Annotated in this window: 18 protein-coding genes and 1 pseudogene; 18 read left to right on the top strand and 1 reads right to left on the bottom strand. The window is 50.0% G+C overall.

From position 1 onward, the window contains the following. The first annotated feature begins 63 nt into the window (after nt 1-63). The 3 genes from PHH49_03725 (at nt 64) to PHH49_03715 (ending at nt 1,454) form a co-directional block, all read left to right on the top strand. On the top strand, nt 64-432 hold the full coding sequence (locus tag PHH49_03725) for a hypothetical protein (GenBank protein ID MDD5488058.1): 369 nt from the start codon (nt 64-66) through the stop codon (nt 430-432). Nucleotides 433-562: 130 nt separating this feature from the next. Further along, entirely contained in the window at nt 563-1,072 is a 510-nt protein-coding gene (locus PHH49_03720) for an NUDIX hydrolase (protein ID MDD5488057.1), read from the top strand. An 88-nt stretch (nt 1,073-1,160) separates the two neighbouring features. Next, a complete protein-coding gene (locus tag PHH49_03715) occupies nt 1,161-1,454 on the top strand; it encodes a hypothetical protein (GenBank protein MDD5488056.1) in 294 nt (97 codons plus the stop codon). A gap of 43 nt (nt 1,455-1,497) precedes the next feature. On the opposite strand, the gene PHH49_03710 is transcribed toward PHH49_03715, so the two are convergent. Further along, a complete protein-coding gene (locus PHH49_03710; GenBank protein MDD5488055.1) occupies nt 1,498-2,046 on the bottom strand; it encodes a nitroreductase family protein in 549 nt (182 codons plus the stop codon). 60 nt (nt 2,047-2,106) lie between these two features. Between PHH49_03710 and PHH49_03705 the strand changes: the two genes are divergently transcribed. The 15 genes and pseudogenes from PHH49_03705 to metW all read left to right on the top strand — a co-directional run bounded on the left by PHH49_03705 (nt 2,107) and on the right by metW (nt 13,921). After that, nucleotides 2,107-2,943, top strand: coding sequence for a DUF3108 domain-containing protein (locus tag PHH49_03705; GenBank protein ID MDD5488054.1), 837 nt, complete (start codon nt 2,107-2,109; stop codon nt 2,941-2,943). A 4-nt stretch (nt 2,944-2,947) separates the two neighbouring features. Then, on the top strand, nt 2,948-3,715 hold the full coding sequence (locus tag PHH49_03700; GenBank protein MDD5488053.1) for an ATP-binding protein: 768 nt from the start codon (nt 2,948-2,950) through the stop codon (nt 3,713-3,715). Next, nucleotides 3,690-4,532 (top strand): M48 family metalloprotease, encoded by an 843-nt coding sequence (locus tag PHH49_03695; protein MDD5488052.1) that lies wholly within the window; start codon nt 3,690-3,692, stop codon nt 4,530-4,532. The genes PHH49_03700 and PHH49_03695 overlap by 26 nt, the downstream gene beginning before the upstream one ends. 107 nt (nt 4,533-4,639) lie before the next feature. Next, complete coding sequence (locus PHH49_03690) at nt 4,640-5,116, top strand: flavodoxin domain-containing protein (GenBank protein MDD5488051.1); 477 nt, start codon at nt 4,640-4,642, stop codon at nt 5,114-5,116. Nucleotides 5,117-5,165: 49 nt separating this feature from the next. Further along, nucleotides 5,166-6,488 (top strand): PhoH family protein, encoded by a 1,323-nt coding sequence (locus PHH49_03685; GenBank protein ID MDD5488050.1) that lies wholly within the window; start codon nt 5,166-5,168, stop codon nt 6,486-6,488. A 32-nt stretch (nt 6,489-6,520) separates the two neighbouring features. Continuing rightward, nucleotides 6,521-6,697, top strand: coding sequence for a hypothetical protein (locus tag PHH49_03680; GenBank protein ID MDD5488049.1), 177 nt, complete (start codon nt 6,521-6,523; stop codon nt 6,695-6,697). A gap of 48 nt (nt 6,698-6,745) precedes the next feature. Further along, complete coding sequence (locus PHH49_03675; protein ID MDD5488048.1) at nt 6,746-7,234, top strand: hypothetical protein; 489 nt, start codon at nt 6,746-6,748, stop codon at nt 7,232-7,234. Then, nucleotides 7,234-7,710, top strand: a complete 477-nt coding sequence (greA, locus tag PHH49_03670) for a transcription elongation factor GreA (protein ID MDD5488047.1) — start codon at nt 7,234-7,236, stop codon at nt 7,708-7,710. The genes PHH49_03675 and greA overlap by 1 nt, the downstream gene beginning before the upstream one ends. Further along, nucleotides 7,707-8,273: a flavin reductase family protein gene (locus PHH49_03665; protein ID MDD5488046.1), complete on the top strand. Its 567-nt coding sequence runs from the start codon at nt 7,707-7,709 to the stop codon at nt 8,271-8,273. The genes greA and PHH49_03665 overlap by 4 nt, the downstream gene beginning before the upstream one ends. A gap of 7 nt (nt 8,274-8,280) precedes the next feature. Next, entirely contained in the window at nt 8,281-9,297 is a 1,017-nt protein-coding gene (locus tag PHH49_03660) for a metallophosphoesterase family protein (GenBank protein ID MDD5488045.1), read from the top strand. A gap of 116 nt (nt 9,298-9,413) precedes the next feature. After that, complete coding sequence (locus PHH49_03655) at nt 9,414-9,845, top strand: Rrf2 family transcriptional regulator (protein ID MDD5488044.1); 432 nt, start codon at nt 9,414-9,416, stop codon at nt 9,843-9,845. Between the two features lie 25 nt (nt 9,846-9,870). After that, nucleotides 9,871-11,172: an O-acetylhomoserine aminocarboxypropyltransferase/cysteine synthase gene (locus PHH49_03650; GenBank protein MDD5488043.1), complete on the top strand. Its 1,302-nt coding sequence runs from the start codon at nt 9,871-9,873 to the stop codon at nt 11,170-11,172. Nucleotides 11,173-11,197: 25 nt separating this feature from the next. After that, nucleotides 11,198-12,127 carry a cysteine synthase A gene (cysK, locus tag PHH49_03645; protein ID MDD5488042.1) on the top strand — a complete coding sequence of 310 codons (930 nt, stop codon included), beginning with the start codon at nt 11,198-11,200 and terminating at the stop codon, nt 12,125-12,127. Between the two features lie 42 nt (nt 12,128-12,169). Next, nucleotides 12,170-13,291: pseudogene (locus PHH49_03640) on the top strand (homoserine O-acetyltransferase). Between the two features lie 24 nt (nt 13,292-13,315). Continuing rightward, nucleotides 13,316-13,921, top strand: a complete 606-nt coding sequence (gene metW / locus PHH49_03635; protein MDD5488041.1) for a methionine biosynthesis protein MetW — start codon at nt 13,316-13,318, stop codon at nt 13,919-13,921. The last annotated feature ends 13 nt before the right edge of the window (nt 13,922-13,934 follow it).

Raw genomic sequence — 13,934 nt, 5'->3', positions numbered from 1 at the left:
GTAGACTTGAAATAAATATATACATGTTAATTTACAAATAGTGACATATAATATGGAGGACGCATGAGATACAGGACGTTGATAGAAATAGTATGCGACGCTTCCAGCAAAGACGAGGCGATAAATCTTGCTGGGGATTATCTGCGTGGCGAGGTTGATGGTGGGGTGACGATGAAATGTGGTTCCGCGCCGCTATACAGGCATCGCCTGAGAAAATATACGCTTGCCTCCGTATTGACGGTCATGGTCGTCGGTTTTATGTTCATAGGAGCGCCGCAGCTTCAGGATAACGCGGGAACCGGGACAAAACAGCTGAGGCTGAGCGATTCTTACACGATGATGCCTGAGCTGAAAACAAAGCACAGGTCCGATTTCAGGAAAGAATGGGAAAAGAAAAAGGACGAAGCGATATTGGATTTCATCAAAAATTGATAGATAAAGGATATTCTTGGAAGGGGTGGGCTTTTTTAGGCTCACCCCTTTTTTCTTTTATCTCCTTGTGTATAATATGTTCATGGCCCCTTTCCGGTACATGCCAAAACCCTTAAGAAAGTGAGGATAAATGCTTATATCCAGGGAAAAGATGTATTCAGGTAAGATATTGAAAGTATATAGAACAAAACGCAGGATGCCTAACGGGGTTACCGTTGAGCTCGAGGAGGTTGGGCATCCTGGTGCCGCAATAGTATTACCATACCGTAACGGGAAAATAGTTTTTATCCGCCAGTATCGAGGTGTTATCGACAAGTTCATATGGGAATTGCCGGCGGGGAAAATAGACCCGGGTGAGACCCCAAGGGTGTGTGCTATGAGGGAAGCCGCAGAGGAGACCGGCTATGAGGTAAAAGACCTGCGGAAGATAGGATATATATACACTACGCCCGGCTTTACCGATGAAAAGATACATGTGTATAAAGCCAGGTGTGTTTCAAGGGTGAAGGTCGAGAAGGACCGGGACGAATTAATAAGGGTAGTGGAATTACCTGTGTCCAGGGTCAAGGATATGTTCCGCAACGGCAAGATAAGTGACGCCAAGACCATTGCCGCTCTGGCTTTCGCGGGTGTGATATAAGCCAGAGAATATGAGCAACGGGGCTGGGAGCCTTGACAATGTTTTTTCTATGGGATATACTTCAGCCAAACGTACAAAGGGGGGAAGTATGTGTAAAAAACTGCTGATACCGGTGATAGTGCTGGCGATGATATTCGGTGCGTGCGCGTGTGCGCAGGCTTCGACGAACCAGCCCTTGAAGAACCTGGGAAAAGGTCTCGATGATATCGTTTACGGTGACGTGGAAGTTCCGAACAACATAAACGAGACTAATTCAAAGGGGTCTCCGGCATACCCCGAATGCACCGCTAAGACCAACGACGATGTGGGACGGGGAATAGCCAGGTTCGTCGGAGGAGTGTGGCAGATAGCCACGTTCTGGTATCCTACGGATAAGGATTGATGTTCGTTGTAAAAAAGCCCTGTTCGTAAAGAACAGGGCTTTTTTATTTATATGTATTGAGGGACATAGTATCTTCCCTCGGCTTGAGGGATCTTTCGCCTCGCGGTCCCGTCACTCCGTATCCAAGCGCGATCATGAGGGGTACGTTCCGTGTGGGGGGAATGTGCAATATCTTTTTTGTCTTTTTTTCGTCGAACCATCCCAATATGCAGGAATCTATCCCGAGTTCCGTGGCCTGTAGCGTTATGTGGGCACAGGCTATGCCGGTGTCCATAAGCCTGAAATCTGTTCCCCTGAACAATTGCCCTATACTCGCGGCCATCTTAAGGGGTTCGGATACGATCACGATAAAAGCTCCGGCCCTGGCGGCGAAAGAGTTCATTCCGTACGCGCCGGCAAAGGCCACGCGGGCCAATGAGCTCTTTTTTGCCGGGTCGTCGACTATGACGAACTTCCATGGTTGGGAATTGCAGGCGGAGGGGGCGATCCGGCCGGCTTCCGCGCAAAGTAGTAGCTTATGCCGCTCTACCGGGTCGCCGTTGAACTCGCGTACACTTCTTCTGTTGGTGATACTGTTTATCAGCGGATCCATTGTTTAACTGCCATATGGATTGGCATATGGTGTTCCTTCTACTATAATATATAGCATAATATGAGAAGATTTCAACTGATAACTTATATGCTCGTGGTCGCCTTGTTGGCGGGCTGTGTGAGTACCGGTGGTATAAGCGGTATCAACAGGCACAAAGGGATCTCCGAGAAACAGGCGTTTTCAGATATCAGCGTTGAGACCCCTTTCCCCGTCGACAAGAAGTTCACTTATCTTGTGGCCTGGAACGGGATACCTGTAGGCAGGGTCATGGCCTGGACGGAAGGGGTCATGACCTATATGGACCGTGAAGTGCTGGTGATAAAGCTCGTTACGGAGTCCAATGAGTTCTTGTCGAAGATATACAGGGTCGAAGATGTCTATATATCGTATGTGGACAAGACCGACTTCATCAGCGCGAGATACGAAGCGGACCGTAAAGAAGGCAGCTATCGAAAGCATGTGATCGTAGAGTATGATATGAAGGCCTTGACGGCGGTATACACTAACTTGACGGATGGGTCCGTAAAGGAATGCCCGATAAGGGAAAAAGTGCAGGATCCGCTCAGCCTGATCTGTTATTTCATGACAAGACCCGTTCAAGCGGGGGAAAAGGTGTCCTTTTCCCTGAACCTGAACGAGAAGAACTATGATGTATTGGCAGAGGTCGAGAAGATAGAGGTGGTCACTTTGCCTCACGGGGAAGCGGTACCGGCTTTCCGGATACGCCCATATGTCGAACTTGACGGCAAACGATATGAAAAGGGCCGGGCATGGGGGTATGTAAGCGCCGATAGCAGGCGATATCCCTTGTACGGGATCGTCAAGATCCCTTTCGGCAAGGTCACCGCCTCGCTTGTAAGTGTAGAGGATGTAGCAACAAATAACATACGGAGATAAAGGCATGTGCCCCAGACGAGGATATTTTACGGAAAAAAGAGCGGGTAAAGCGATAACGCGATACAATATGATAGGGGATGGGGACAAGATACTCGTTGCGGTATCCGGCGGGAAGGACAGCTCGTCGCTTTTGAGGATCTTGCAAATGAGGAAAAAGTGGGTCCCTATCGATTATGAGGTCAAGGCTATCCATGTCTTGACGGATTATGACCCGGACCCGGAGGGCAAGGAGGATGAGCTTAAGAAGTTCTTCACGTCCTTGGGGTGTGAATATGTGATAAAACGCATCAAGATAGCCGAAAACAATAAATTAAAGCGCGAAGATTGTTTCTGGTGCGCCTGGAACAGGCGGAAGGCGATATTCCAGACAGCTGAAGAGATCGGGTTTAAAAAAGTGGCCTTAGGGCATCATAAAGATGATGTTGTCGAGACCATATTGATGAACCTGTTCTTTAACGGAGAGATATCCAGCATCAATCCGGTACAGGAACTCTTTGATGGGCGGATAACGATCATAAGGCCATTGATATTGCTGGAGGAAAAAGAGCTCGCGGTGTATGCCCGAGATAACGCCCTTCCGGTCATTTCGTCGAAGTGCGCCAGGAACAGGGATTCAAAAAGAAAGCTCGTAAAGAATATATTGAGCGAGCTGCACAGGTCAGGCCCGAAGCAGGATGTTAAAAGCAATATATTGAACGCGCTTTCCAGGATAAAACTCGATTACATAACGCCAATGGGCGGGCAGGATGATCTTGATGATGTCCCGGGATAAAGTACGGAGGGAGGGTCGTTTTCCTGTGAACGTCGGCGCGTTCGCCTTGACGCTATCGGTCCTTTTGCCCCTTTTGACCGGGTTCACCACAGTGAACCCGGCGACGGATGAAAGGGAGGTGATATTCATATCCCCGGAAAAAGAGAGGGCCATGGGTAAGCGTTTCCACGGACGAGTGCTGAAACATTTTGATATGCCTGTAGATCCCTTGCTTGAGGAAAAGGTGAAGGGCATCGGGGAGGAACTGGCGGAAGTTTCGGACAGGAAAGAGATCATATATACGTTCACGGTCCTGAATCATGATAAAGACCGTTTTTATAACGCTTTCGCCGCGCCGGGCGGATATGTGTACATATTTGACGACCTGGTGAACGCTCTTGAGGATGAGGGACAGATCGCGTCCGTGCTTGCCCATGAGATGGGCCATATTGAGGCCAAACACGCGATAAAGCGTTTCCAGGGCGATATAGGCGCGACCCTTTTGATGCTCCTGGGTATGAACATGAACAAGGAGACCGGAGATTTCCAGAAGGCCAACAGGGCTTTAGGACAGCTTATGTCCGAGTATTCCAGGAGTGATGAGGAACAGGCCGACCTCCTGGCCGTAAAATACATGAAAGCATCCGGGTTTGACCCGGAAGAGGCGGTGAACGCGCTCAAAAAGATGCAGGAACTACGTAAAAAAGGCCCACGCCGGAAATATTCGTCATATAGGACCCATCCATATTACTCGGAACGCATCTCTTACATCGAGAAGCAGATAAAAGGGCATATGGATTTTGACGCTTACATAAACATAGTGTCACAGGAAAGATAATGGGAGCATGGGCAGCGATCATGCGGTTCCGGCCGGGGCATCAGGGCGGACGTTAATATATTTGATTATTATTATTTTAAAGTTATAATAATAAACGAGGAGGATCAATGAAAAAGATCATCGTGCTTTATTTTTCCGGTACAGGTAATACGAAGCGAATGGCGGAATATGTCTCTGAAGGAGCGAAGGATGTCCCCGGCACTGATGTGGATGTCCGTTCGGTGGAAGACTTCCGGGTGGAAGAGCTTGAGGCTTTTGATGGTATGATAATAGGCTCCCCGACATATTACGGGACCATGGCATATCAGATCAAGAAACTACTGGACGATTCCGTTGTGCTCCATGGCAGGCTCGTCGGAAGAGCGGGGGCGGCGTTCTCTTCATCCGCCAACATAGGGGGCGGTAACGAGACCACCATATTGAGCATCCTATCGGCGATGCTCATACATGGCATGGTCGTGCAGGGTATGGAAAAAGGCGGTCATTACGGTACGGTGGCAATAGGCAGGCCGGACAAGCGGGCCGAGGAACAGTGCCGCGAGTTAGGCAGGAGGGTCGCTGAGCTTGTCCAGAAAGTACGTTGATCGTAAGGTCCGGACGGACGCGTAATAAACCAGAAAGGAAGGATACATCTTGAAAAAAACTTTTGTCCTTGATACCAATGTCATACTTCATAACCCTAGTTCTCTTGTTTCTTTCGCTGACAATACGGTCGTTCTACCGATAGAAGTGCTGGAGGAGCTGGATACGTTCAAGAGCAGCCATGATGAAAAGGGCCGGAACGCCAGGATCGCCATACGTATGCTCGACGGTTTTCGCAGAAAAGGTGAGCCGGGGAAGGGATTCCCTCTCAGCAACGGGGGGCTTCTCAAGGTGCTTATGTTCCAGGGCAGGGAAGATGCCATTAAACTTGGGCTGTCCACGGATATCGTGGATAACAGGATAATCATCACGGCATATGCCGAAAAACAAAAAGGCGAGAACGTTATTTTTGTTTCCAAGGATATCAATGCGAGGATAAAAGCCGATGCGCTGGGAGTGCAAAGCGTAGATTTCGAGAAAGAAAAGGTCGATCTGGACAGGTTGTACAGCGGGTGGCATTCTTTTGACGTATCACGCGAGGATATAGACGCCTTTTTCCGGAACAAGGAATTGAAGGTGCCGGAAGATGAGTTCCTGGAGAATGAGTTCGCCCTTCTTGTGGATAAGGACGATCCGAAACATACGGCCATAGGCCGCTATAAACGCGAGTTCGGGATACTCATGCCGCTGATTTTCAACAAGATGAACGTTATGTCCATACGTCCCCGGAACAGGGAGCAGGTCATGGCGCTTGAACTCCTTCTTAACAGTGACATAAAACTTGTCACGCTTGTCGGGCCGGCCGGTACGGGGAAAACCCTGCTTGCCATAGCCGCCGGGTTACAGAAGGTCGTCAGGGACAAGTCATATGCGGGACTTTTGGTCTCGCGGCCCGTAATGCCGTTAGGCAGGGATATAGGATATCTACCGGGAACAAAAGAGGAAAAACTGGAAAGCTGGATGGGCCCGATATTCGACAACCTGGAATATATCTGCAACGCCGAGAAAAAGGATAAAGAGGATAAGCTCAAGACCAAGGCGCAGGTCGAGAAATACATGAGAGAGGATATAATCGAACTGGAAGCTATGACGTTCATGCGTGGCAGAAGCATCCCGGACAGGTTCATCATAATCGATGAGGCACAGAACATGACCCCGCACGAGGTCAAGACCGTACTTTCCAGGGCCGGGGAGGGGACGAAAATGGTGCTTACAGGGGATCCCTACCAGATAGACAGCCCTTACCTTGATTCGTCAAGCAACGGTCTTACTTACTGTGTTGAAAAGATGAAGGGACAGAACATGTACGGGCATGTTACGTTCTCCAGAAGCGAGAGGAGTTCTCTGGCATCCCTTGCGGTCCAATTGTTGTGAGCAGATAAGTAGAACAAAGGATGAGTGGTTCGATGAGGATCAACATCAGATACATACGTGAGAACGACATTTTCGAGATACAGGCGGTCGAGAAAAAGGTCCGGTCGCATTTCCTCCTTTCGAGGGCCGAACTCAATAACCTGAGGACCATACTCGAGAAAGCGCTACTGGAGTCCCGGAAAAAGGGTAAGGGAGAGGACAAGGATTGACCCGGGCGTGTTCGGGGGCGGGTTGACGGGATAAGATGGTGGAACAGTATGAAAAGTAAAGTCATGCATATCGTTGTGGGGATGTGTTCGATCTTCCTGTGCGCGTCCATGGCGTTCGGGCTGGACCTTGATGGCGGGCCAAGGGAACGCAAGGTCCGGGACAGGACGAAGAAAAAGGAGCGAACGGAAAAGATCAGGTATGTTAAGGTCAAAGGCGGGTTGGATACGCTTATCAAGGTCGCGCAAAGCAACGCGGAGCTCGCGAAAGAGCTGAAAGAGGAAACGAAAAGCTTTGAACGCATAAACAAGGCCATAATGTCGGGGGAGTTGAAGACAGGAGAGAAAGGCGAGGACATCTCGCGTGAGTATGGCTTGCCGGTCATAGTGCTTGAGGGCAGGGGGACCGGCCCGGATAAGTGGGTGTATAAGCCTTCCGAAGATGATTATTTCAAGGGTGACAAGATCTACCTGTACATTGACGAGGAAGGGCTGCTATCCGGATGGGATGCCGAAAAAAAGCAGAATGAGGAGGAGTAATGGGGTTGGATCGTGTAAGGCTTACGAGGGACGGAAGGGACAGGCTCTGCAGGGAGCTTGAATATCTTAAGGGGGAGAGGCGGAGGCAGATAGCCAGAGACCTTGCGGAAGCCCGTTCCCATGGTGATCTGAGCGAAAATGCTGAATATGATGCCGCGAAAGAGGCACAGGCCATGAATGAAAAAAAAGTAGCTGAGCTGGAAGACACGCTCATACACGCGGAAATAATCGACGATAGTAATATGGCCAGGGATGAGGCGCTTATAGGGGCCACGGTAAAGGTCAGGGACCTTAAGAGCGGGGATGAATACACCTATATGCTGGTATCCGAAGAAGAGTCAGATTTCGATGAGAATAAAATATCCATATCCTCTCCTGTGGGGAAGGCGCTTCTTGGGCATAAGGTCGGGGGTGTGGTGCAGGTGAAGGTCCCTGCTGGTGTTATTGAATACGAGATAGTGGAGATAACGAGATGAGGATGAAAGAAGTACCCTTACCGCAGGCGACGAGGCTTGTTAATCACGGGCCTGTGGTGCTGGTCTCATCGGTGAATGATGGCCATGTGGGGATAACTCCCGTCGCGTGGCATATGCCTATATCAAAGGACCCGCCCATGGTGGCGCTTACGGTGGGCGAGGGACATTATATACATAAATGTATACTTGAGAACGGTGATTTCGTGATAAACATACCGTCCCCGGATATGGCTGGGATCGTGGTGGAATGTGGTTCCTGCTCGGCGAAGGATACCGACAAGACGAAGATAGCGGGCGTGAGCTTGTCCGAGGCAAGCAAGGTCACGTCCCCGTATGTAGAGGGAGCCCTGGGGAGGCTTGAGTGCTCTCTTGTGCGTGACGAGCATACCAGGGCCACATATGACATTATCATAGGGAAAGTATTGTATGCCGCCGCGTGTCCTGATCTATTCGACGGGCATTGGAGGTTCTCCGGATCCGCGGGGTCTACCCTGCATCATCTGGGAGGCAGGATGTTTTGCGTGCCGCGGGAAGAACTTATGGACCTCAGGAAGGATAAGTGATACTGGTATGAAAACGGGGCGCGTTAACATGGTCCGTATAATAGTTTACGTGGTGTTGGCCCTTGTCGTGTACTCATTTCTACCCATGATATCGTTCCTGTTCGTCAAGGGCGCCCCGGCTGAAGAGAACAACCAGGCCGCCATACGGGAACTCGGAGGGAACAAGGGCGTGTATTTTTCCTTCATTGTTCTTGGTGATAACCATAACGGCATGGTGTTCAACGATTCGGCCACGCTCAAGCTTATATGGCAGATGAACCGGGAGGACAGGTTCCGGAAGGTGCCTATCGATTTCGTGCTTGATGCCGGGGACGTGAGCCTCGATGGTAATGAGAGGCATTTTAAGGCCTACAAGAAGATGCAGGCGCTCATCAAATACCCTGTTATATCGGCTATAGGCAACCATGACGATGAAAAACTATTCAGGGAGTATTGCGGCGAAGCTGATGTTTCTTTTGTCAACAGGAACTCTTATTTTATCCTCCTCAATAACAGTCGGGGAGACCCTGCCGAGGAACGGTTCGAATGGTTCGAGGAAGAACTGAAGAAGGGACAGTCGTACGACCATATTTTTGTAACATTACATAAGCCGCCGTTCGATCCTTACCAGCAGGAATGGTATAATGAGGACAATTCTCCCTGGGCGTATCGGTTCAGGAAATTATGCGCGGCTTACGGGGTCGATATGGTCTTTTCCGGACATAAGCATATGTTCAAGCACGCGGAGTTCGATGGTGTGGATTATATCGTTTCTGGGGGCGGGGGCATGCTAATAGAGATCCCGGAGTCTGACGGAGGCTATCTGCATTATGTGAGGGTAATGGTCAATAATGACTATGTTACGTATGAAGTGCGTAAAGTAACACCGCCTTTCTGGGAAATATTGACCTATTATATGTGGAAGGAACTGCTCTACAAGTTCAGGGACTTTTATGGTACGGGGTATATTTTCGGCAGGAATTCCAGGATACTTCCCATAAGGGAAGATCGGGTCAATGACGAAAAATACTGGTTCCCTGAATAGGCTGTTCGATGACATGGTTTTTTGCGGCCCGGTTGAATGCCGGGCCGTTTTTTTGTTGACAGAAGATCGGAAACATGGTATTCTCTAAATGTCTATATGGAAATAGGAGAATTATTATGCTCGAAAAAAAAGTATATTATTTTTTGAAGATCATCACGCTGTTCGCTTTCAGCGGGCAGAAGGATTTTTCCATAAAAGAAGTAGCCAGGAGAACGGGCATATCCATAAAGGTGCTTGAGCAGGTGCTGTTGGCGTTGAAGAATAAAGGCATCCTTGGCAGTAAGAGGGGTCCGGGAGGGGGATACCGGCTGATCAAGGACGTATCAAATATGTCGATCATGGATGTATTAAGTTTGACGGGAAAAGAGATAAGGATATTGCCGGCCCTTGCGGAACCCGGCAGGAATATCATAGACAACGTGATGGTCGATATCCTTGGCGCGGTTGAGGGTGAACTTAAGGAATTGCTTTCGCGCAAGCTGATAAAGGATCTGGTGGCCGGGATGAAAGCCAGGGCGACGGAGAACGGTTTGACATATATAATATGAAAGGATAACAGTACAGGAGGGGATCATGGTAGATATCAAAAAGGGAAAAGGTACTTTAGGTATACACGCGGGATATGAACCCGATCCCGTGACCGGGGCCAGGGCCGTGCCGTTATACCAGACGGCTTCTTATGTTTTCAAGGATACTACGCACGCGGCTGAGCTCTTCGAACTTAAACAGTTCGGGAACATATATTCCCGTATCATGAACCCAACGGTCGACGCGCTGGAGAAACGGCTGGCGGCTCTTGAAGGAGGAGTAGCTGGTCTGGCTACCGCATCCGGACAATCCGCAATAACGATAAGTATTTTGAACCTGGCTTCCGAGGGGGATGAAGTGGTCTCCTCCAGCAGTCTTTACGGAGGCACATATACGTTGTTCCATTATACATTGCAGAAGTTGGGTATAAAATTCAAGTTCGTAGACCCGACGGATCCCGAGAACTTCAGGAAAGCCATAACATCGCGTACGAAGGCCCTGTATTCCGAAACGCTTGGGAACCCCAGGCTTGACGCGCTCGACATAAGGAAGGTCGCCGATATAGCCCATTCTAACGGTATCCCCCTTATCATCGATAACACTGTCGGTACACCTTTCCTGGTCAATCCGATAGAGCATGGCGCGGATATAATCGTACACTCAACAACGAAGTATATAGGAGGGCACGGGACATCCATAGGCGGCGCGATCGTTGATGCCGGCAGGTTCGATTGGACCGGAGGGAAGTTCCCGCAGTTCACCGAACCCGATCCCAGTTATCACGGTATAAAGTTCACCGAGGCTTTCGGGGATGTCCCCGGTATGGGGAATATCGTGTTCGCTATTAAAGCGAGATTAAGCCTTCTTCGGGATATAGGCGCTTGTATGAGCCCTTTCAACGCTTTCCTGTTCCTGCAGGGGTTGGAGACATTGCATCTCAGGATGCCGAGACACAGCGAGAACGCCATGGGGATAGCGCGATTCCTGAAAGGGCATGAGAAAGTGACATGGGTGAATTACCCCGGGCTGGAAGACCATCCGCAGCATGCCGTAGCCAGTAAATACTTCCGGAACGGTTGGTATTCAGGGCTTCTGGGCTTCGGGATAAAAGGCGGACTTGAGGCGGGAAAGAAGTTCATCAATTCGCTCAGGCTTTTCAGCCATCTGGCCAATATAGGTGACGCTAAAAGCCTGGCGATACATCCCGCGTCCACTACTCACCAGCAGTTAACCGACCAGGAACGTAAAGCCGCGGGTGTGTCCGATGATTTTATCAGATTATCCATAGGGATAGAGGATGTCGCGGACCTTGTGGCGGACCTGGAACAGGCCCTTGAAAAGGTATGAACGGGCAACGTATACGGAGGTTCAAATGAACATATACGATGATATCACCAGGACGATAGGGAGAACACCGCTTCTAAGGCTCAAAAGGATATGTGCCGGGCTCCCGGCGGAGATACTGGCCAAGGCGGAGTTCTTTAACCCCCTGGGAAGCGTAAAGGACAGGATCGGGCTGGCCATGATAGAAGCGGCGGAAAAAGATGGTAGGCTGAAGAAGGGCGCCGTGATAATCGAACCCACAAGTGGGAATACGGGTATTGCCCTGGCTTTCGTGTGTGCCGCCAAGGGATATAAGCTCATATTGACCATGCCTGATACGATGAGCGCGGAAAGACGGGCGCTCCTGCGCATATTCGGGGCCGAGGTCATCCTTACGCCGGGAGAAAAAGGCATGAAAGGGGCGGTTGAAAGGGCGGAGGAACTGGTCTCCCAGACTACTGGCGCGTTCATGCCGCAGCAGTTCGAGAACCCCGCTAATCCCGAAGCCCACAGAAGGACCACGGCCCTGGAGATACTGGAGGATACCGAAGGCAAGGTCGATATACTGGTCGCGGGGATAGGTACGGGAGGCACAATAACAGGTATTGGTAGCGTGCTTAAGGAAAATAACCCGCTTATACGGATAATAGGGGTAGAACCTGCCACATCGCCGGTACTTTCCGGAGGGATGCCGGGGCCGCACAAGATACAGGGTATTGGAGCAGGGTTCGTGCCTAAGGTCTTGAAAAAAGAATTGATAGATGAGATAATAACGATTCAAGATGAGGAGGCCGGTGATCATGCCCGCAGATTGGCGAAAGAGGAAGGCATTCTCGTGGGGATATCCTCGGGGGCCAATGTGGCCGCGAGTGTAAAACTGGCGGCGACCGAAGAGAACAGAGGAAAGACAATAGTTACCATACTTTGTGATACGGGCGAGAGATATCTTAGCACATGGCTTTTCAATGACGGAGTATAGGCCGGGACTAAAGGGTCCCGCCACAACGATAAAAAGGACGATATGCCGGAAAAAAAAAGGGCCGACGGATCAGGTACTGTCGAGACCGTATACTACAATTTGCCCGATAAAGAGACCTTTCGTCTGGAAAGCGGGTTAAAATTAAAAGAACTGAAGATCGCGTATGAGACCTATGGTAAGCTTAACGCTTCCAGGTCTAACGCGGTGCTGATATGTCATGCGCTTTCGGGGGACGCCCATGCGGCCGGATACCATAAGGGAGACAAGAAGCCCGGATGGTGGGATGAGATGATCGGGCCAGGTAAAGCGTTCGATACGGATAGATATTTCATAATATGCTCGAATGTTATCGGGGGATGTAAGGGGTCCAGTGGGCCTAACAGCATAGATCCCGCGACAGGGAAACCATACGGGTTGAGCTTTCCCATCGTATCTATGAAGGATATGGTGAACGCCCAGAGGACGCTCGTGGACCATCTGGGGATAGAAAGGCTTTTGGCGGTATGCGGAGGGTCCATGGGGGGCATGCAGGCTTTGCAGTGGGCTATATCCTATCCGGAGAGAGTAGTTTCATGTATGCCGATAGCAACGACCTATAAACATTCCGCCCAACAGATCGCTTTTGACGAGGTCGGCCGGCAGGCCATCATGTCCGATCCTGCCTGGAAAGGCGGGGATTATTACCAGGGGGAGCACCCGTCGGCGGGGCTTGCGGTGGCGCGTATGGTAGGGCATATAACATATATGAGCTGTGATTCCATGGAAAAGAAATTCGGCAGGATGCTGAAAAAGGGAGAGCTCGGGTATGAGTTCTCCACCGAGTTCGAGGTAGAGGGCTATCTCAGGTACCGTGGCGACAGTTTTGTCAAAAGGTTCGATGCTAATAGTTATCTGTATTTGACGAAAGCCATGGATTATTTCGACCTTGGTAAGGGGGGAGCCCTGCCCCAGGCGTTCAAGGGCGTTGGGTCGAGATTCCTGGTCATAGCGTTCAGTTCAGACTGGTTATATCCGCCAGTGCAATCCAAAGAGATAGTCCGTGCGCTCAAGATGAACGGCATAGATGTCACATATTGTGAGGTGACCAGCGAATATGGGCACGATTCGTTCCTGCTTACATTCAACGAGGAGAGCAAGCTGATAAGCCATTTTCTCGATAACACGTTCAAGAAGGTCAAGGAATAGGATATGATAAGCAAGAGAAAAGAAGACCTAAGGCTCGACCACAAGGTGATCGGCGAGATGATCGGGGCGGGGGCCATGGTGCTGGATATGGGCTGTGGTGACGGGGACCTGTTGGAATACCTTGTCGAGAGCAAGGGAGTACGTGGCAGCGGTGTTGAAATAAGCGAAGAGGCGATATATAAGTGTGTCGAAAAAGGCCTGAGCGTTTCGCACGGTGATATTGATACCGGCCTCAGGGAATACCCGGACAAGATGTTCGATTATGTTATCTTCAACCAGAGCATGCAACAGGTCCATAGGCCCAAAGAGGCGATCTCCGAGGCCTTGCGCATAGGGAAAAGGGTGATCATCGGGTTCCCGAATTTCTGTTATTACAGGGCAAGGTTGCAGATATTCTTTGGAGGGCATGTGCCTGTTACTCCTTCGCTGCCGTATTCCTGGCACGATACGCCTAACCTTCATTTTCTTAGCATTAAGGATTTCATACGGTTCTGCCGGGAAAGGAACATCAAAATAGAGAAACAAGTGTTCCTTTCGGATAATGGGATAGTCAGGTTTATGCCTAATTTGTTCGCCCTGAACGGCGTTTTTCAACTGGCGAACGGCTAAAAAAGCACATTGT

The sequence above is a fragment of the Candidatus Omnitrophota bacterium genome (assembly GCA_028715965.1).
GTDB lineage: Bacteria > Omnitrophota > Gorgyraeia > Tantalellales > Tantalellaceae > JAQUQS01.
This window is presented reverse-complemented; position numbering and strand designations above follow the sequence as displayed.